The following is a 19,164-nucleotide window of genomic DNA, read 5'->3' as shown; positions in this document are numbered from 1 at the left end:
TTCGCCGTCGAGGGCCTGGGCGAAGACTTCGACGAAGGCGTCCGAGATGCCCATCGACGAGAAGCCGCCGTCGTGGTAGAGCGTCTGCATCGTCACCATGCGGGTGAGGTCGGAGAGGAGCGTCACGCAGTAGTCGGCGCAACTCGCGGCGTCGGCGTTGCCCAGCGGCGCGATGCGGTCGGCGAACTCGTACATCGCGTCGAAGCCCTTGATGCCCTGCCCGGCGGTCGTGCGCGTCGGGCTCTGGCTGACCGTGTTGATGCGCACGCGGCGCTCGCCGAGCCAATAGCCGAAGTTGCGCGTGATGCTCTCCAGGAGCGCCTTCGCGTCGGCCATCTCGCTGTACTTCGAGAAAACGCGCTGCGCGGCGATGTAGCTCAGGGAGAGGATCGAGGCGCCGTTCGCAATCGCCTCGGCGTCGATGCCGGCCTTGATGATGCGGTGGAGCGACATCGCCGAGATGTCGAGCGTCTTGTGGTACCAGTCGTAGTGGAGGTCCGTGTACGCCCGGTTCTTGCGCACGTTGAGGCCCATGCCGATCGAGTGCACGACGAAGTCGCACGGCTGGCCGAAGTCCTCCTGGGCTCTCGCGTAGACGGCGGCGATGTCGTCCATGCTGGTGGCGTCGGCGTAGACGATGGGGCTGCCCGTCTTCTCGGCCAGGCCTTCGAGCGAGCCGAAGCGCTTCGTGACGGGCGCGTTGGAGAGCACGAAGCGCCCGCCCTCGCGGTGGATCGCCTCGGCGATGTGCCACGCGATGGAGTTCTCGTCGAGCGCGCCGAAGACGAGGCCGACTTTGTTGGTCAGGAGGCCGTGAGCGGGGGTGTCAGCCATAGGTCGAGGAGGTGTAGACGTGTGAAGCGTGTGGATGTGTGAAAGTAGGCACGGTGTCCTCGGTCGTGCATGCTGTCCCCGGCGTGCCGCCGGGGGGAGAGTGAGGCGTGAAGGGGACGACGGCCCAGACGCAGCGAGGTCGCCTTCTCCCTCAACAGAACGCGGACCACAAAAAAACGAGCACCTCGCCTGGTAGCGAGATGCCCGAGATGGGTTGGACCGAAGGGCACGCGCCCTATTTCTTGCTGATCCAGAGCGTGGGGTCGCCGGATGAGGCGCCGTCGCCGCCGTCGGCGTCGCTCAGCAGGTCGGCGACCTTGTCGCGCATCGCCTGCTTGAAGACCGGCTTCGAGAGGTAGTCCGTGAAGCCTGCTTCGAGGCAGCGGCGGCGGTCGTCGGGGTAGGCGTAGGCCGTGAGGGCGAGCAGCGGCAGGTGTGCCAGGGCATCGTCGGCGCGGACAACCTCGGCGGCCTCCATGCCGTTCATGCCGTCGCGGAAGTTGAGGTCCATGATCGCCAGGTCGACGTGCTCGTTGCGGAGCGTCTCGATGGCTTCCTCCGCGCTCTCGGCTTCGAGGATGCGGTAGGCGTCGCGGAGGTAGAAGTAGAGGAGGCGGCGGTTCTCCGGGTAGTCGTCTGCCACGAGGATCGTCGGGCGTGCGTCGGTGGTGGGAGCCGGGGCCGCCGAGGGCGAGGGAGTCTCGGAGGTCATGGGACGGAGGGCCAAGCTGAGGTGACGGTGGGAATAATGCGGATAACCTACGCCTTCAATTCTCGGTCCAAATCCGAAGGCACGCCCAGGTTGGGGCCGGACAGGCCTGTACGGCGCGAATCGTAGTTGCGGTCGGAGATTCTGTAACCTGGATGTGGCGTAACGATCACTCAATATACCCAGGTTAGCGTGGTGCCTCGCCGTGCCGCGACTAGGCGCCTGCGACCGGGCCATAGGCCTTGGCGAGCGGTCGGCACAGGGCTGCCATCGCGTCGTGGATCGCGCCGTTGCTCGCGATCACACTTCCGCTCACGAGCGGCGCGTCGAGGCCGGGCAGCGCGGAGATCTGGCCGCCCGCTTCCTCTACGAGCAGCAGCCCCGCGGCGACGTCCCACGGCTTGAGGCCGCTCTCGAAGAAGCCGTCGTAGCGCCCGCACGCCACCCACGCGAGGTCGATGGCGGCAGCACCCGGACGGCGCAACCCGCGCGTCGCCTGCATGAACTGCCGCATGGTCGCGAGGTAGCCGTCCACGTAGCGGAAGTCGCGGAAGGGGAAGCCCGTGCCGATGAGGCTGTCGTCAAGCGTGGCCGTCTCGGAGACGCGGATCGGCGCGCCGTTCAACTCGGCCCCGCCGCCACGCACCGCCGTGAAGAGGTCGCCCGTGGTGACTTCGTAGACGACGGCCACGGTGACCCGGTCGCCCTCCTGGAGCGCGATCGAGACCGCGTAGGGCGGGACGCCGTGCGTGAAGTTGGTCGTCCCGTCGAGCGGGTCGATGATCCAACGTCGGCCGTCGAAGGTCGCGGCGTGCTCCAGGCTCGTGCTCTCCTCGGCGAGGAAGGCGTCGTCGGGAAAGGCGCGGCGGAGCGTGTCAAGGATGCGCCGTTCGGCCCCCTCGTCCACGACGGTCACGAAGTCGTGCGTGCCTTTGGCGCGGATCTGGTCGGCGGTGATCGTGCCGGCGTGCTGCCGGATGAAGGCCCCGGCCCGGAGCGCCGCGGCGACGGCCACGTCGCGAGAGAGTTCGAGCATGCGATCGGAAGTTGGAAGGAGGAAGTTGGGGGCGTAGGTAGCGAAGAGGGAAGGGTAAGGCGTGAAGAGCAGACACGGGGTGGACCAGCGGAGGCGGATCGGAAGAATGAGGACATTGTTAGCGAAGCGGTTGACGCTGCCCAGATCGCCCCGCACCTTTTCGACCTTCGACCTTCGACTCTCACACCCCGCTCGCCTGTGCGCCTGATCGCCCCGCTGCTCGTCCTCGCCCTCCTCGCTGTCCTGATGGCGGGGTGCCGCGACGACGTTCCCCCGCCGCCGCCCGACGACCGCGCTGAGGCCCTGCCGCTGCTCGACCGCCTCGACCGCGCCGCGCTCGACAGCACGTTCGCCGACCTCGCCCGCCAGCCCTACCGCCTCACGACCGAGACAGCGCAGCTCGACAGCCTCGGCGCGGTGCTCGGGCAGCGCACGGAGGTGGTCCGCATCGCGCCGGGTGCCGCGCCCGAGGTCGTCCGCGTGGACTCGACGGGGGCGTTTGACTTCGGCAACTTCGCGCGCTTCGCCACGCTGGACGAGGACGCTGACACGCTGGTGGCGCGGCTCGCCAGTCCGCTCGGGCGCATCCTCCCCGACGAGCCGTCCTACCTCACCGCGCGCGGCCAGGAGTCGTACGCCTACGCCCTCGGCGACACGACCCTCGCTGGGCAGCGCCTCACGCTGGTGGACGTGGCCGTCCGCCCCGGCTTCGACGACCGCCGCCTCCGCCGCGTGCGCTTCGTGGTAGACGATGAGGCTGTGGGCGATGAAGACGGCGGCGCGCTGATTCGGGCCGCGCACCTCGTCCGCTTCGACCGCTCCGTCCTCTTCGACGCCGACCTCGACCTCGACTTCACGCTTGCGCTGGACAGCGCAGGGGCGTGGCTCCCGGGCACCGTCACCTTCACCAACCGCATCGACGCGCCGGGCACCAAGGTGCGCTGGTTCCGCGTGACGCGGACCTACGAGCCACTCGGCGACGGATGACGAGCCTCGATTCTGTAGGCGCTGCCGTCCGCATTGCCAGTGCTGCTCCCCCCGCTTGTGCGCGCTCCCCCCGTCCTGCGTCGTCTCCGCGCTGTCGCGCTCCGCTCCTCGGACTGTCCCCCTCACGGGTGAGGGGGACAGTTTTGGTTGACACGGGAGCGTAGCGACCGTCAACCAAAACGCGGGGAGCCGCCGTGCGACGGAGCGGCTTCGCCGGGTTTGGTATGTTCGGACGTCCCTCCTGACGAATACCGCTCCATGCCCCCGACCCAGCCCCAGTCCCTCACCCTTGCCGAACTCGAACGCCACCTCTGGGGGGCCGCCGACCTCCTCCGCGGCTCCATCGACTCGGGCGACTTCAAGCACTACATCTTCGGGCTGCTCTTCTACAAACGCCTCTGCGACGTGTGGCAGGAGGAGTACGAGCAGCGCCTCGCCGAGTACGACGACGCGGACCTCGCGGCCGACCCCGAGGAGCACCGCTTCCACATCCCCGAGGGCTGCTTCTGGGCCGACGTGCGCCAGGTGTCGGTCGACATCGGGACGATCCTCAACACGTCGTTCCGGGCCATCGAGGACGCCAACCCGCGGCTGAAGGGCGTCTTCCAGGACGTCGACTTCGCCAACAAGCAGCGCTTCCCGGACGCGATGCTGGAGCGGCTGCTGCAGCACTTCGAAAAGCACCGGATGCGCCGGGCGGACGTGCCCTCGACCGTCCTCGGCGACGCGTATGAGTACCTCATCGCCAAGTTCGCCGACGACGCGGGCAAGAAGGGCGGCGAGTTCTACACGCCCAAGCAGGTCGTGCGCATCATGGTGGAGATCCTGCAGCCCGAGGAGGGCCAGACCGTCTACGACCCGACGTGCGGCTCGGGCGGCATGCTCCTCGAAGCCGTGCACTACATGGAGCGCCACGGCCTCAACCCGAAGGCGCTCACGCTCTTCGGCCAGGAGAAAAACCTCAACACGTGGGCCATCTGCAAGATGTCGCTCTTCCTCCACGACATCGACGACGCGTTCGTGGAGCGCGGCGACACGCTGCTCGACCCGAAGCACTTCGCCGACGCGGCCGCGAAGACGCTCCGGCGCTTCGACCTCGTGCTCGCCAACCCGCCGTTTAGCCTCAAGAAGTGGGGCCATGCGCGGTGGTCGAAGGGCGACCCGTTTGGGCGCGACACCTACGGCTGCCCGCCGAAGTCCTACGGCGACCTCGCGTTCATCCAGCACATGGTGGCCTCGCTCTCCGCCCGGGGCCGCATGGCCGTCGTGGTGCCGCACGGCGTCCTCTTCCGCGGCGGGGCCGAGGGCCGCATCCGCAAAGGGCTCCTCGAAGACGACCTCATCGACGCCGTGGTGGGGCTGGGGCCGAACCTGTTCTACGGCACCGGCATCCCGGCGGCGCTTGTGGTGATCGACCGCGCCAAGCCGCCCGAACGGCGCGGTCAGGTGCTGATCGTGAACGGCGAGAAGGACTTCGTGCCGGGGAAGAACCAGAACAACCTCTCCGACGAGAACGTGGCCCGGCTGGCCGGGGCCGTCCACCGCTACGCCGACGAGGCCCTCTTCTGCCGCGTGGTGCCCCTGGACGAGATCCGCGACAACGACCACAACCTCAACCTCACGCGCTACGTGCAGACCGACCCGCCGCCCCCGCCCATCGACGTGAAGGCGGAGGTGGCAACCCTCCACGCCCTCATGGCGCAGCGCGACGAGGCCGAGACCCGCATGGCTGGATTCCTACGAGAGCTGGGCTATGCTGACTGAGATTCCAGCTGGTTGGCAGCGATACCGTTTTTGCCCGGACAGGTTGGCAAGAGTAGGCGTTCAAAGAGAGGCTGTCATTCTGAGCGAGCGAAGCGAGTCGAAGAATCTCCGGGTCAGCACCCAGTCCCCTTCTTGACCCGGAGATACGACCTAGATCCTTCGACTTCGCCCGCTACGCGGACGGCGCTCAGGATGACAAAGAGAACAAGTTGTGCGAATACCTACCCCTGCCAGCCTGGACGTAGACCCACGCTGGCACGAAGCACCATCGGAGCGCGATGATCGACCACCCCCAGCCCCTCCTGTCCAGGAGGGGAGCTACACTCAACACCCCTGAGCGCCGCTATATGCAGACTGAGATTCCAGCCGGGTGGGAAACGAGACGGCTTGGCGAGGTTGCCAAGTTGATTATGGGCCAATCGCCTCCCTCGTCTCTGTACAACGAGGAAGGGCGAGGTCTCCCTTTTTATCAGGGCAACGCGGAATTTGGCTATCTCCACCCCGTCGCGAAGAACTGGATTGAGAAGGAGTTCAAGGTCGCAGAGCCGGGCGATGTGCTCGTTAGCGTTCGTGCTCCTGTAGGTGAACTCAACGTAGCTGCCGAACGCTGTGTAATCGGCAGGGGACTAGCGGCTGTCCGTGGCACTCAGCTCGACAGAGCGTTTACCTACTATCTGATGGCTGAGCGGAGTCAGCGCCTTGCTTCGCTAGGTCAGGGGAGCACGTTTGATGCGATCAACAGCGGGGACCTACGGGGTCTGCGAGTGTCCGTACCACCGCTCCCCGAGCAGAAAAAGATCGCCGCCATCCTCGCCTCCGTGGACGAGGCCATCCAGGCGACCGAGGCGGTCATCGAGCAGACCCGGCGCGTGAAGGAGGGGCTGCTGCAAGACCTGCTCACCCGAGGCATCGGGCACACGCGGTTCAAGCAGACGAGGATTGGGGAGATTCCCGAGGCGTGGGAGGTCAAACGTCTCCAAGAGATCTGCCGAGAGAAGATCACGTATGGCATCGTTCAGTGTGGTCCGCACGTTGACGATGGCGTGCCCTACGTCCGCGTGTCGGATATGCTGGCACCTGAACTGAGCGTCTCAGGAATGCTGCGGACCGATCCGGAGATCGCGGCCAAATTCTCTCGCTCTAGAGTTGAGGTAGGTGATGTCATCTATGCACTCCGAGGGAAGATTGGCGAGGTACGATTGGTATCGCCTAGTGTCGCTGGAGCAAACCTCACCCAGGGCACAGCAAGGCTGTCGCCTGCTGCCTCGGTGAGTCCCCATTTCCTTCTTTGGGTGATGCGAAGCCCCGCTACCATGAAGCAAGGCGAGCTTGAGGCCAAGGGCAGCACCTTCAAAGAGATCACCCTGGCTCGGCTTAGGCAGTTGCGAATTCCTGTTCCTCCACTGCATGAGCAAGATGCCATCGTAGATCGGCTCCAGTCTGCCGAAGCGTCGGAACGACAGAGTACCGAGTCGTTGGAATTGATGCAGGAAGTCAAAACTGGGCTTCTCCAAGACCTCCTCACCGGCGCGGTCCGCGTCGCGCCATGAGCACGCCCTCCGAGTACACCCTCGTCGAGAAGCCGCTCCTCGACACGCTCCGCGACGCGTACGGCTACCGCGTCCTCCCGCCGAGCGCGCACGCGCCCTCCGCCGAGCCGGGGCGGCTGCGCGCCCGCGAGAACGAGGTGCTCTTCACGCCGCTCCTCGTGGACGCGCTCGTCCGCATCAACGGCATCCCCGAGGCTACGGCCCAGGCCGTCGCCGCCGACCTCGCGGGCCTGAGCGACAACGAGCGCTGGACCCAGATCCTGCGCGGCGAAACCTCCCGCCAGGTCCCCGGCGAGGACACCCACCGCACCATCCGGCTCATAGACTTTGACAACGTCGCCAACAACGACTTCGCCGTCACGAGCCAGCTCCGCGTCCAGGGCACCACGGTCCGCAAGCCCGATGTGGTCGTCTACGTCAACGGCGTCCCGCTCGTCGTCATCGAGGCCAAGAGCCCCACGAACAAAAGCCAGGGCATCTTCGACACCATCGACCAGGTGAAGTCGCTGGAGCGCGAGGTGCCGCGGCTCTTCGCGCCCAACCTGCTCAACATCGCCACGACCGACGTGGACCTGAGGTACGGCGCGACGGGGGCCCCGAAGGAGTTCTGGAGCCGCTGGCGCGACCCGTGGCCGCGCAAGTCTAGCGAGTTCGCCGACGCCACGGCGCAGGGAGCGTATGCGCTGCTGGAGCCGTCGCGGCTCCTCGACATCCTGGCGCACTTCGTCGTCTTCGAGACGCGCGACGGCGTGACGGTCAAGAAAGTCTGCCGCTACCAGCAGTACCGCGCCGTCAACAAGATGGTGCAGCGCGTGGTCGAGGGCGCGCACCGCGCGGGGCTGATCTGGCACACGCAGGGCTCGGGCAAGAGCCTCACGATGGTCTTCGCCGCGCTCAAGCTCAAGCTGCACCGTGGCATCACCAGCCCGCGGCTGACCAACCCCAACCTGCTTGTCCTCACCGACCGCATCGACCTCAACACGCAGATCACGCAGACCTTCCAGGCCGTCGGCATCCCCAACATCACGCAGCCGAGAAGCATCCGCGAACTGCGCAAGGCCGTGACGCCCGGGTCGGTGGGCAAGGTGGTGCTCTCGACCATCTTCAAGTTCCACTGGGACGATCCACGCTTGAAGTCGAGGGTGCTCGCCCAGCGCCAAGCCGCGCTCCGCGAACTCGCCGTGGACGGGTCCGAGAACTGGATCCTGATGGTCGATGAGGCGCACCGTGGTCAGGAGAAAGACCTCGGGGCCTACGTCCGCGCGATCCTCCCCGACGCCACGCGGTTCGGCTTCACCGGCACGCCCGTCAAAAAGGGCGACACGGACACGTTCAGGAATTTCGGAGTCCCGGGCGAGGCCTACCTCGACAAGTACGGCATCCAGGACGCCGTGGACGACGGCGCGACGGTCCCGATCTACTACCAGGGCCGCATGACCGAGTGGCACCTGTACGCCAAGGAGATCGACGTGCTCTTCGACCAGTGGTTCGCGGGCGAGCCGCCCGAGCGGATCGAGGAGCTCAAGCGCCGCGGCGTCACCAAGGGCGACCTCGCCCGCTTCCAGCCGCGCATCGACCTCATCGCGCAGGACATCTGGGCGCACTACCGAGATAGCGTCGCGCCCGACGGCTTCAAGGCCCAGATCTGCGCCATCGACCGGCGCGCGTGCGTGGCCTACAAAAAGGCGCTCGACAAGGTCATCGCGAAGTCGCTCCGCAAGACCAAGGGCTACAAAAAGAAGAAGGCCAAGCGCAAGGCCGCCGCGATGTCGGTGTGCGTCTACAGCCCCGGCCAGCACGACGGCGAGCAGTATCCGGACCTCGTCACGTACCAGGTCCCGCCCGAGGACGTGACGCCCCAGATCGTCCCGCGCTTCCAGGACCCCGACGACCCGCTGTGCTTCGTGATCGTGTGCAACAAGCTGCTCACCGGCTTCGACGCGCCCATCGAGCAGGCGATGTACCTCGACAACCCGCTCACGGACCACAGCCTCCTCCAGGCCATCGCCCGCACCAACCGGGTCTACGGCACGCAGAAGGACCACGGCCTCATCGTGGACTACATCGGCGTCTCCACGAAGCTCGACGAGGCGCTCGCCGCGTACCGCCGCGAGGACGTGGCCGCCGCCCTGCACGACGAGGAGGCGCTGCACGACCAGCTCCGCGCCGCCCACCGCGCCGTGCTGGCCCTGATCGCATCGGTCCCCCGCACTGCCGACGTGAAGGAAGACGTGAAGGCCGTCATCGCCTACCTCCGCACCGAGGACGCCTGGTTCGTCTTCCGCGCCGCGGCGGACACGTTCGTTAAGGCGTACGCCACGCTCGCGCCCGACCCGCGCGTGCTGCCCTACCAGGCCGACCTGAAGTTCATCGGGGCCGTCATGCCGTACGGCACGCTCCACTTCGAGCAGACCGAAGAAACCGACTGGAAGGCCTACAGCGAGAAGGTCCGCGCCATGCTCGACGAGCACCTGGAGGTGACGGGGCTGAAGATGGTCTGCAAGCTCCGCAGCCTCACGGAGCCCGGCTTCTGGGACGACTTCGGCGGCGGCTCTGGTGATGAAGCGGTGGACCTCAAGACCGCCGCCGTGCGCAAGCTGGCCGAGTTGAAGAAGGTGACCACGGAGCGCGCCGCGAAGAATCCCGCGCGCTACGCCAAGTTCAGCGACCGCATCAAGGAGCTGATCCGCGAGTTCAACGCCGGGCTGCTGGGCGACCAGGACGTGCTCGACGCCGCCAAGGAGGTCGCCGAGGGCGTCGTGGCCGAGGACGAGGCGCACCGCGGCTCGGGCCTCCCCAAGACCGCCTTCGACCTGCACGCGATCCTGGAAGCGTTCAAGCCGCCGCCGGAGGCGGCGCCCACCACGACGCACGAGCCGGACGCGCCGCCCTACGACCCTGACTCCGGCCAGGTCGGCGGTGAGAAGAGCACGCCGCCGCTGTCGCCGCTGGAGCAGGCCGCCCTCGCCATAGATGCGCTCTACGCCTCCGACGAGACCGCGCCGCCGCACTGGCAGGACAAAGCGCAGCTCAAGAAAGGGCTCCGCGGGCAGGTCCGGCGGCTCGTGAAAGACCTCGGGCTCGACGGGTGGGCGAAGCGGGTCCCGCAGGCCGTCGAGCACTACGCCGTCCAGCACTACCGCAAGCCCTGACGACTGCACACCCCGATGCCTGTCCTCACCATCGGCACCACGGACATCCCCTACGAGGTCCGCGTCTCCGCCCGGGCGACGCGCAAGCGCATCGTGGTCACGCCGCAGCGGGTGGAGGTCGTCGTGCCCGCTGGCACCGCGACGGAAGGCAGCAGCAGCGTGGCGGACTACGTGCACCGGAAGCGGCGGTGGGTGTTCGACGCCGTCCGCGAGATCGAGGCAAAGCACCGGCGTCTGCTCACCCAGCGCTATGCCTCGGGGGCCAAGCTCCAGTACCGAGGCCGGTGGCTGATGCTCGACGTGCAGCCCCGAGACGTCGAGGCGGTGGAGGTGCGCTGCCGGAGCAAGTTCCACATCGCGGTGCCGACCGACCTGGAGGGGACGGCCCGGCTCGAAGCCATCCGGTCGGCGCTCCACGCGTGGCTCCGCGCCCGCGCGCTGCGCGACGTGCGTCGGTTCGGGCGGCGGCACGAGGTCCGGCTGGGCGTCCAGGCGGAGGGCTTCCGGCTGTCGGACTCCAAGAGCCGCTGGGGCTCGCTGGGCCGCGACGGCGTGGTACGGGTCCACTGGCGGCTCGTGCAGGCTCCCATGCCAGCCCTGGACTACGTCGTCGCCCACGAACTGACGCACCTCCTGCACCGCAACCACAGCCCTGACTTCTGGGCCGCGCTGGCGCAGGCGCTCCCGGACTGGGCCGAGCAGAAGGCGATGCTGGAAGCCTGGGAGCGCGACCACCGCGCTGTCTGAGCCGCGGTCGTACCAGATTCCCTACCCGATTAGCTCGCGTCGAGTGAGTTCACGTCGGTGGTCGCGCTGAGGTTCTGCGGCCGAGTCCCACGTCCACACATGCAAACGTCCACACGTCCAAACCGCGAAGCGGCTGCGGCTCACCGACTGCTCACGCGGCTCACCGAACGCGGCGCATCCTACGGGACGGGCACCAGTAGGGGCTAGCGAGTCATCCTTCGACCGCTGCTGCCTGTCCTGCCATGCGTGCCCTACTGCTCCTCCTCGTCGCCCTCCTCGCCACGCCGTTGTCGTTGGCTCAAACCGATCCAACGGTCGTGACCGGGCGGGTCATCGACGGTGCGGGGATGCCGCTGCCCCTCGTGAACGTGGCGCTCGTCGGGACGATCGACGGGACGGCGACGGACGACGCGGGGCGCTTCGACTTTGGGACGCGTCAGCAGGGCGACGCGACGCTGGGCGCGTCCCTCATCGGCTTCGAGCCCGTCGAGGTGCCGGTCACGCTCGTGCCGGGCGACACAGTGCGCGTCGATTTCCGGATGCGCGAGACGCTCGTGACGCTCGGTGAGGTGTCCATCGAGGGCAGCGCTTTCCGGGCGGGTGACGCGCCGACGGCGACGCTCTCGGCGCTCGAGGTCGTGACCACGCCCGGCGCGGCGGCGGACGTCTACCGCGCGCTCCAGGCGTTCCCCGGCGTGACGATGGTGGACGAAGGCTCCGGCCTCTTCGTGCGCGGCGGCGATGTCGGCGAGACCGCGATCCTCCTCGACGGGGCCGTCCTCCAGCACCCCTACCGCTACGAGTCGGCCACGGGCGGCATCTTCGGGACGATCCCGCCGTTCTTCCTGAAGGACACCTACTTCTCCGCTGGCGGCTTCTCGGCACGCCACGGCGACGCGCTCTCCGGCGTCGTCGCGCTCGAAACGCTGGATGAGCCGCAGCAGTCGTCGGTGACGCTCAACGCGGGGCTGGCCGGCGCGGCGCTCGGCGTCAACGCGCGGTTGCTCGACGGCAAGCTCGGCGTCCGCTTCTCCGGCAACCGCTCCGCGACGGGCCTGCTCATGGCCGTCAACCGCCTCGACAACGACTTTGAGGAGACGCCGGGCGCGTACGACACCAACCTCAGCGTGGCGTACCGCTACCGCCCGAGCGGTGTCGTCAAGTTCTTCAGCTACCGCACCGAGAACCGCGTCGGCGCGCGCACGCCGCAGCCGTCGTTCGACGGCGTCTACCGCGCCACCGAGGAGAACCTGCTCAACGTGCTCCGCTGGCAGGACGTCTTCGGCGACTGGTTCCTCCAGGGCAGCCTCTCCGCGACGACGTTCACGAGCGCGAGTTCGCTCGGCAACCTCGACCTCGCCACCGACGACACCGTCCTCGGCGGGCGCTTCGACGCCGAGCGCAGTGTCACTGACAAGCTGCGCGTGGCGACCGGTGCTGAGGTGCGTCGCTTCGCCGGCCGCTTCCGCGGTGCGATCCCGACCGAGAGCGACGTCCTCGATCCGGACGCCGCGACGATGTCCATCGACGAGCGGGCCAACGCGGTACGCACCGGCGGCTACGCCCTCGCCGAGGCACAACTGAGCCGCCGCCTCTTCGCCAACGTCGGGCTGCGCACGGACTACCACACTGAGGCGCAGCAGGCCGTCCTCGACCCGCGCGCGGCGCTGCGGCTTCAACTCACCGAAGACGCGCACCTCCATGTCGCCGGTGGGCGCTACAGCCAGTTTCCATCGCCCGAGCAGTTCGATAGCAACTCAGGCGGCAGCGCCGACCTCGGCGCGCAGCAAGCCGTCCACCTCATCGCTGGGGGCGAATACGAGCGCAAGCACCTGCGGTTGCGCGTCGAGGGCTACTGGAAGCAGTACGATAACCTCCTCGTCCGCGTGCCGGATGCGAATAGCGAGTTCGGCACGCGCTGGGCGAACGACGGCACCGGCCTTGCGCGCGGCATCGACGTGTTCGCGCAGTACGGGGCCTTCCTCCGGACGCGCTTCAACGGCTGGCTCTCCTACAGCCTCCTCCGCTCCGAGCGCACGCAGACGCGCTGGCAGGGCGACACCGCCACACTCGACGACGGCCCCGCCCCGTTCGACGTGACGCACCACCTGACCGCCGTCGGCAAGGTGCGCATGTGGCGCTTCCTCACCGTCGGCACGACGCTGCGGCTCGCCACGGGCCGCCCGCACACGCCGATCCTCGACGCCCAACAGGCCGACCCGAATGCGACTGGTGGGGGCTACTTCCTGCCCGTCGAAGGCCCCGTCGGGAGCGAGCGCCTGCCGACGTTCTCGCGCGTGGACTTCAGCGCGTCGTGGTACCAGCCCTTCGGCAACGGCCACGGAGCCACGTTCTACGTCTCGCTCGCCAACGCCTTCGGCCAGCGCAACGTGCTCGGCTATGACTACAGCGCCGACTACGCCACGCGCACCGCACGCCGCTCTGACTACGACCGCTTCGTCTACGCCGGGGTCACCCTCGAACTCGTTCGCCGATGAGTGACAGCGTCGCAAGCCGGATGAATCCGACCGCAGCACGCCAGCCCCGCCCTTCGTCACCCAGCACACCAAACCGCTTCGATCCGATGTCGACCACGATCCAACGCCCTCGCATCCGTTTCTTCTCACACAACCACCCACGACCCATGAGAACCGCCCTGCTGACCCTCCTCGCGCTTCTGCTCGTCGCGCCTGCCTCCGCGCAGGACGCGGCTCCTGAAGCCGGACTCTCGCCCTCCGAACAGCTCATCGTCGATGCGCGCGCCCAACTCACCGGGGCTGTCAACACCGGCGACCAGGCCACGATGCAGCGCGCCGAGGCCGCCTTCGTGCGCGCCACCAATGCCGACGACTCGCGTGTCCAGGCCTACGCGCACTACTACGCTGCCAAGGCGATGGAGCGCCGCCTCGTCATGTTCGATCGCGAGGAGCAGCGAGACGAGATCGTCGACCTGATCGATGCCGCGGTCGAGCACCTCGAACAGGCCGAAGACCTGACGCCTGACTTCGCTGAAGCGTATGCACTGCACTCGAGCCTGCTCGGCCAGAAGGTCGGCATGAAGCCGATGCTTGGGATGATCCTCGGGCCGAAGGTGGGCCGCATCATGGAGCGAGGCAAGGCTGCCGGCCCCGACAACCCGCGCGTGGTGATGACCGAGGCGCAGTCGCTGCTCTTCACGCCCAAGATGTGGGGCGGTAGCAAAGAACGCGCGATGGAGGGCTTCCACCGCGCCATCACGCTCTTCGAAGCGGAGGCCGCGAACCCGCCTGCCGATCCGCTCGCGCCGACCTGGGGCCACGACGAGGCCTACGCCTGGCTCGGCCTCGCCCTCAGCGAGCTCGAACGCCCCGATGAAGCCCGCGCCGCCTACGAGCAGGCCCTCGTGATCAACCCGTCCTATGGCTGGGTGTCCCGCGTGCTGCTCCCACAGGTCGCCTCAAGTGAATGAGTGTCCCGGTGTAGAATGAGTGCACCGCCGCACTGCTGCACCGCCACACCCTGACACGATGCATCTCGCTACGCCGCCGCCTCGACTGACCCTGCGCGGGCTCGCGCTTGCCGCCGCCGTGGGCGTGCTCTACGCGGTCGTGATCGGGCTGCTCACGGCGCAGTACGACGCCGTGGCGATGCTCTTCGAGCCGAGCGCGTGGCCGTCGCTGGCGGCGTCGCTGCTGGAATACGTACTCACCGGGCTGTGGCTGCTGCCCGTCTGGTGGATCGCGATCCGCAAGCTCGACGAGGTGGCGTGGGGCTGGCGGCTGGCCGTCCACGCCGTACTCGCGCCCCTCTTCGTTGCGGGGTGGTACGTCACCTTCGCGCTCGTGCTCGGCGCCATCACGGGTGAGTCGCTGCTGTTCGAGGTCATCCCCGTCGACATCCAGTGGATGCTCTTCTCGAAGCTCACCGAGTACATCCTCTTCGTGTCGGTCATGCACGCCATCCGGGCGGTGGACCGGCTGCGGCTCCGGGAGCAGCAGGCGCGCGACCTGCTCGTGCTCGCACAGGAGCGCGAACTCGCCGCGCTGCGAGCGCAACTCAACCCGCACTTCCTCTTCAACACGCTCAACTCGATCAACGCGACGCTGGCTGTCGATACCGCCGAGGCGCGGGCGATGGTGGTCGGGCTGGGCGACCTGCTGCGCTACGCGCTCGCCGCCTCGGAGCGGGGCACGGTGCCGTTCCGCCAGGAGGCTGCCATGGCCGAGGCCTACCTCGCCATCGAGCAGCACCGCTTCGCCGACCGGCTACGGACGCAGGTCGAAATCGAAGACGCGGCGCTCGACGTGCCCGTGCCGCCGCTCGTCGTGCAGCCGCTCCTGGAGAACGCCCTCCGCCACGGCCTCGCCCCGCGCACGACCGGCGGCACCGTGACGCTCCGCGCGTTCATCGAGGACCGCCGCCTGCGCATCGAGGTCGTCGACGACGGCGTGGGGCTGCCCGACGGCCTCGACCCCGATTCACTACTAGGTGACGAGGCTTCCGGTGTGGGTCTCCGCAACACGGACCGCCGCCTGCGCACGCGCTACGGTGATGCTGCGCGTCTGTACGTTGAGGCCCCCAATGAGGGCGGTGTCCGCGTTCGCTTCGCGCTGCCCGTGCCAGTTGGGACCGTGGGGGCGGCCTCTGAGACAGCTGAGGTAGTGGCATGACGAACTCTGTAGCTCGAATCGGCTCCCCCCGCTTGACGCGCCTGAACGGCGGTCAAGCTGTCCCCCTCAAACTTGAGGGGGACAGTTCGAGGAGCGGAGCGCGCAGCGCGGAGGCGACGCAGAACGGGGGGAGCCGTCCTGCCGCACACTCTCATCACCACGCGAACGCAGCGCCATGAGCGACCCGATCCGCCTCGTGATCGCCGACGACGAGCCGCCCGCCCGCGCGCTCGTCCGGGAATATCTCGCTGCGCTGGACGGTGGCAGCGACCTAGCCGGTCGACTCGTACTCGTCGGGGAAGCCGCGAATGGTGACGAGGCGGTGGATCTCGCGCGGAGCCTCCGCCCCGACCTCCTGCTTCTCGACGTACAGATGCCCGGTCGTACGGGCTTCGAGGTGCTCGCCACGCTGGCCGAAGACGAAGCCGACGGACTCCCCGCCGTGGTCTTCTCGACCGCCTTCGACCGCTATGCCCTCGACGCGTTCGAAGTAAGCGCGGTCGATTACCTCCTCAAGCCCTACAGCGCCGACCGCTTCGCCGCGGCGTTGCGCAAGGCCATCGCCGCCGTGGACGCACGCCGCCGCGAGGCTGCCTCCAGCGAACCTCCGCCGTCGGACCTCGAACGCCTCGCTCTGCTACTCCAGCAAACGCAGCGGGAGCCTGCCGCGCGCGACACCTGGGCCGACCGGCTTTTCGTCCGCGTGGGCACGCGCATCGTCCCCGTCCGCACGGCCGACGTGCTCTGGATCGAAGCCGCGGGCGACTACGCGACGCTCCACACGGCGACCGACGCGTACACCGCGGGGGAGTCGCTCGGGACGTTGGCCGGCCGCCTCGACCCGGCCCGCTTCATCCGCGTCCATCGCTCGGCGGTCATCGCCGCCGACGCGCTTCAGCACCTCCAGAGCGACGGCTCCGGCGGCTACCGCGCCGCGCTCACCGACGGCACGACCGTCCGCGTCAGCCGCACCTACGCCGCCGCCGTCCGCGATCGGATTCTGTGACGAGGCGGAGAGACAGCAAGGCTGTACCGTTTACGCAGAACTCCAGTGCTTTTTGTGGTCATCCCCGCGCACTGCCTGCCCTTGAGGAGTCGGGGACCTGCCCTTGGGGAATCGGGGGCGGGGACCCATACGAGTGCCTGTCGCCGTTTCCTTCCGCCGCGAGCCCGAGCGCAGCCGCTTCCCGCCGGAATCGATCGGCGACAGGGGGGAGGTCGCCGTCCCGCCACACGAAGCTGAGGGCGGTCGTAGCTGTGACGTGAGGAGGGACGCCGGAGAGCGGTCGGCCAACGAGGTGGCCCTGCGCCCGCGCCCCAACCGAGGCGGGCGCGATGGTCACGCCCATCCCCGCCGCGACAAACGCCACGATCGTCGCCATCGGCTCCGTCTCCTCGACCACACGCGGCGCGAAGCCGACCGACCCGCAGAGGGCGTAGAGGACCCGCACGAAGCCCTGGGCGTGGTGGCGCGGCGGCAACACGAACGGCTCCGCTGCGAGCGCTGAGAGCGGGACCGTGTCATAGGCGGCGAGTCGGTGCTGCCGTGGCAGGAGCGCCACGAGCGGCTCCTCCGCGAGCGGCTCCACGACGAGGCCGTCGGTGTCCTCGAACGGCCCGCGTGAGAGGCCGAGGTCGACCTCGCGAGCGCGAAGGGCGTCGAGCACCTCGTCGGGGAAGCGCTCAACGAGGTGGACCGACGCCTGGGCCGCGCCCTCGCGGAACGCGCGCAGCACCGTCGGGAGCAGCTGGACGGCAGCGGAGCTGACAAAGCCTAGCCGCAGCGTGCCCGTGCGCCCGCCAGCCGCATCGCGGGCCGACTCGCGGGCGCGGTCGGCCCAGCGGAGCACCTCGCGGGCGTCGCGGAGGAACGCCTGGCCGCTCGCTGTCAACGTAGCGCGCCGGGTGGAGCGGTCGAGGAGCTGCGTGCCGAGGTCGGCTTCGAGGTGCTGGATTTGCCGCGAGAGCGCCGATTGCGAGAGGTGGACGCGCTCCGCTGCCCGCCCGAAGTGCTGCTCCTCGGCCACGGCGACGAAACAGGCAAGCTGGCGCAATTCCATAGGACTGATGTGAGGACTGATGTGGTTCGTGCATCGTAGCGTGCAACATATGCATCAGGGTAAACAGAAGAGCGGCGGTCCCGTAGCGCCGCCCTCACACGCCTCAACCTTGCCCCGATCCCCATGCTTCGCTCCTACGCTCTCCTGTCGTTCTTCGCCGCGTGTCTCGCGGTACTCGCGGGCCTCCTGCCATGCATAGCGCTCGCCCAACCTGCACCCAGCTCGCTCACCATCGCCGAGGAGACGATGACGTGGGATGATGGTACCGCCATGACTTTCGAGCGGGGCGCGCTGACGGCCTCCGTGAACCGCGCGCAGGACGCCGAAGCCACCATCACGGTCGAGGTCGTGCGCTTCCTTCGGACGGCCGAGGCGTCTCGCGAGACGCCGCCGATCTTCGTGCTGCGCGGCGGCCCTGGCTATCCTGGCATCGACGGTGAACTGGAGACGTCGAACTACTACCGGCTCTATATCCAGCCTTTCCTCGATGTCGCCGATGTCATCATGGTCGGGCAGCGCGGGTTCGGTTCTTCGACCGACACGCCCTGCGACGACCGCGAGGCGCTCTCGTTGGAAGCGGCCTTCGACGACGATCGTCGCGAGCAGGCCAACCGGGCCGCCATGGACCGGTGCCGCGCGAAGTGGGAAGCCGAGGGCCTCGACCTGACCGGCTTCAACATCATCGAGGCCGCCGGCGACGTGGCCGACGCGGCGCAAGCGCTCGGCTACGACCAGATCCAGCTCTTCGGCAACAGTTTCGGCACGCACCATGGCATCGCCGTCATGCGCTATTACCCCGATCTCGTGACCCGCGTGACCTTCGGCGCGCTCGAAGGGCCCGACCACACCTACGACTCGCCCAGCGGGATGCTGAACTCGCTGGAAAACATCGCCGCATCCGTCGAACAGTCGGAGGTGCTCGCCCCGCATCTCCCCGAGGAAGGCCTGCTCGAAGCGTACCGTGCCCTGATCGCGCAGGCCGACGCCGAGCCGATCATGGTCGACACCGGGCATCCCGACACGGGCGAGCCGATCACGGTACGCCTCGACGGCGACGACTTCCGCGAACTGTCGCGCGGCACGACGCGAGGCCTCGCGTGGCGCTACATCATGGACGCCTGGCCGCTCGACCTCCTCGCCATGCTCGACGGGGACTACGAAGACGCCGCACGGCGCATCTTCCGCCTGAACACGCGCACCGGCCAGCGCAACGCCGCGTTCTACCAACTCGACTGCGCCTCGGGCATCACCGCCGAGCGAGGCGCGCGCTACCGGACCTCGCCAGCTGCCGATCTGCTCGGACCGCTCGGGCGTTGGTATGACGTGGAGTGCCAGGCGTGGGACGCCGACCTCGGCGATGACTTCCGCACCGGCTTCGTGACGGACATCCCGGCGGTGCTGATGCATGGGACGTGGGACATGAACACGCCCTACGAGAATGCGCTCGATCTGCTGCCCGACTTCCGCGACCGGCACTTTGTCGCCGTCGTGGGCGGTTCGCACGGGGCACTCTGGGAAGCCACCGAGGTGGGCGAGGTCTTCACGGCGCTCCTCCAGTGGATGGCGACGGGCGACGCGAGCGGTCTTCCCGACCGCGTCGTGCTACCACGAATGGAGTGGCGCGCACCGGAGGAATAGACGAACGCGACGGGGAGGAACGGCATCGACTCAAGGTG

Annotated in this window: 14 protein-coding genes; 10 read left to right on the top strand and 4 right to left on the bottom strand. The window is 68.2% G+C overall.

The window, feature by feature from the left end; translation table 11 throughout:
* From AAFU51_02890 to AAFU51_02880, 3 genes are all read right to left on the bottom strand, one after another.
* On the bottom strand, nt 1–834 hold an 834-nt coding region (locus tag AAFU51_02890), incomplete at its 3' end, for an SDR family oxidoreductase (GenBank protein MEO1570193.1).
* A gap of 235 nt (nt 835–1,069) precedes the next feature.
* On the bottom strand, nt 1,070–1,546 hold the full coding sequence (locus tag AAFU51_02885; protein MEO1570192.1) for a response regulator: 477 nt from the start codon (nt 1,544–1,546) through the stop codon (nt 1,070–1,072).
* 211 nt (nt 1,547–1,757) lie between these two features.
* Nucleotides 1,758–2,579, bottom strand: a complete 822-nt coding sequence (locus AAFU51_02880) for an inositol monophosphatase family protein (protein ID MEO1570191.1) — start codon at nt 2,577–2,579, stop codon at nt 1,758–1,760.
* A 198-nt stretch (nt 2,580–2,777) separates the two neighbouring features.
* On the opposite strand from AAFU51_02880, the gene AAFU51_02875 reads away from it, so the two are divergent.
* From AAFU51_02875 to AAFU51_02835, 9 genes are all read left to right on the top strand, one after another.
* The gene (locus AAFU51_02875; protein MEO1570190.1) at nt 2,778–3,566 is read left to right on the top strand and encodes a hypothetical protein; all 789 of its coding nucleotides are present in this window, start codon (nt 2,778–2,780) and stop codon (nt 3,564–3,566) included.
* Between the two features lie 258 nt (nt 3,567–3,824).
* Nucleotides 3,825–5,330: a type I restriction-modification system subunit M gene (locus AAFU51_02870; GenBank protein ID MEO1570189.1), complete on the top strand. Its 1,506-nt coding sequence runs from the start codon at nt 3,825–3,827 to the stop codon at nt 5,328–5,330.
* Between the two features lie 278 nt (nt 5,331–5,608).
* Nucleotides 5,609–6,880, top strand: coding sequence for a restriction endonuclease subunit S (locus AAFU51_02865; protein MEO1570188.1), 1,272 nt, complete (start codon nt 5,609–5,611; stop codon nt 6,878–6,880).
* Entirely contained in the window at nt 6,877–10,032 is a 3,156-nt protein-coding gene (locus tag AAFU51_02860) for an HsdR family type I site-specific deoxyribonuclease (protein MEO1570187.1), read from the top strand. The genes AAFU51_02865 and AAFU51_02860 overlap by 4 nt, the downstream gene beginning before the upstream one ends.
* Before the next feature lie 15 nt (nt 10,033–10,047).
* Nucleotides 10,048–10,779: a SprT family zinc-dependent metalloprotease gene (locus tag AAFU51_02855; protein ID MEO1570186.1), complete on the top strand. Its 732-nt coding sequence runs from the start codon at nt 10,048–10,050 to the stop codon at nt 10,777–10,779.
* A gap of 242 nt (nt 10,780–11,021) precedes the next feature.
* Complete coding sequence (locus AAFU51_02850) at nt 11,022–13,277, top strand: TonB-dependent receptor (protein ID MEO1570185.1); 2,256 nt, start codon at nt 11,022–11,024, stop codon at nt 13,275–13,277.
* 146 nt (nt 13,278–13,423) lie between these two features.
* Nucleotides 13,424–14,227: a tetratricopeptide repeat protein gene (locus AAFU51_02845; protein MEO1570184.1), complete on the top strand. Its 804-nt coding sequence runs from the start codon at nt 13,424–13,426 to the stop codon at nt 14,225–14,227.
* A gap of 58 nt (nt 14,228–14,285) precedes the next feature.
* On the top strand, nt 14,286–15,428 hold the full coding sequence (locus tag AAFU51_02840) for a histidine kinase (protein ID MEO1570183.1): 1,143 nt from the start codon (nt 14,286–14,288) through the stop codon (nt 15,426–15,428).
* Nucleotides 15,429–15,603: 175 nt separating this feature from the next.
* A complete protein-coding gene (locus AAFU51_02835) occupies nt 15,604–16,434 on the top strand; it encodes a LytTR family DNA-binding domain-containing protein (protein ID MEO1570182.1) in 831 nt (276 codons plus the stop codon).
* A 58-nt stretch (nt 16,435–16,492) separates the two neighbouring features.
* On the opposite strand, the gene AAFU51_02830 is transcribed toward AAFU51_02835, so the two are convergent.
* A complete protein-coding gene (locus tag AAFU51_02830; protein ID MEO1570181.1) occupies nt 16,493–17,488 on the bottom strand; it encodes a LysR substrate-binding domain-containing protein in 996 nt (331 codons plus the stop codon).
* Between the two features lie 123 nt (nt 17,489–17,611).
* Between AAFU51_02830 and AAFU51_02825 the strand changes: the two genes are divergently transcribed.
* Nucleotides 17,612–19,126, top strand: coding sequence for an alpha/beta fold hydrolase (locus AAFU51_02825; GenBank protein MEO1570180.1), 1,515 nt, complete (start codon nt 17,612–17,614; stop codon nt 19,124–19,126).
* Nucleotides 19,127–19,164 lie beyond the last annotated feature (38 nt).

It is taken from the genome of Bacteroidota bacterium (genome assembly GCA_039821555.1).
In the GTDB taxonomy this organism is placed as follows: domain Bacteria; phylum Bacteroidota; class Rhodothermia; order Rhodothermales; family Rubricoccaceae; genus JBCBEX01.
The sequence above is the reverse complement of the archived record's forward strand: the minus strand, read 5'-3'. Positions and strand labels throughout refer to the sequence as shown.

Bases quoted from the DNA above. Each gene is read 5' to 3' on its own strand.
- AAFU51_02865 (MEO1570188.1), top strand. From the start codon at position 5,609: ATGATCGACCACCCCCAGCCCCTCCTGTCCAGGAGGGGAGCTACACTC.
- AAFU51_02840 (MEO1570183.1), top strand. From the start codon at position 14,286: ATGCATCTCGCTACGCCGCCGCCTCGACTGACCCTGCGCGGGCTCGCG.
- AAFU51_02830 (MEO1570181.1), bottom strand. From the start codon at position 17,488: ATGGAATTGCGCCAGCTTGCCTGTTTCGTCGCCGTGGCCGAGGAGCAG.
- AAFU51_02885 (MEO1570192.1), bottom strand. From the start codon at position 1,546: ATGACCTCCGAGACTCCCTCGCCCTCGGCGGCCCCGGCTCCCACCACC.
- AAFU51_02835 (MEO1570182.1), top strand. From the start codon at position 15,604: ATGAGCGACCCGATCCGCCTCGTGATCGCCGACGACGAGCCGCCCGCC.
- AAFU51_02860 (MEO1570187.1), top strand. From the start codon at position 6,877: ATGAGCACGCCCTCCGAGTACACCCTCGTCGAGAAGCCGCTCCTCGAC.
- AAFU51_02855 (MEO1570186.1), top strand. From the start codon at position 10,048: ATGCCTGTCCTCACCATCGGCACCACGGACATCCCCTACGAGGTCCGC.
- AAFU51_02870 (MEO1570189.1), top strand. From the start codon at position 3,825: ATGCCCCCGACCCAGCCCCAGTCCCTCACCCTTGCCGAACTCGAACGC.
- AAFU51_02880 (MEO1570191.1), bottom strand. From the start codon at position 2,579: ATGCTCGAACTCTCTCGCGACGTGGCCGTCGCCGCGGCGCTCCGGGCC.
- AAFU51_02845 (MEO1570184.1), top strand. From the start codon at position 13,424: ATGAGAACCGCCCTGCTGACCCTCCTCGCGCTTCTGCTCGTCGCGCCT.
- AAFU51_02850 (MEO1570185.1), top strand. From the start codon at position 11,022: ATGCGTGCCCTACTGCTCCTCCTCGTCGCCCTCCTCGCCACGCCGTTG.
- AAFU51_02825 (MEO1570180.1), top strand. From the start codon at position 17,612: ATGCTTCGCTCCTACGCTCTCCTGTCGTTCTTCGCCGCGTGTCTCGCG.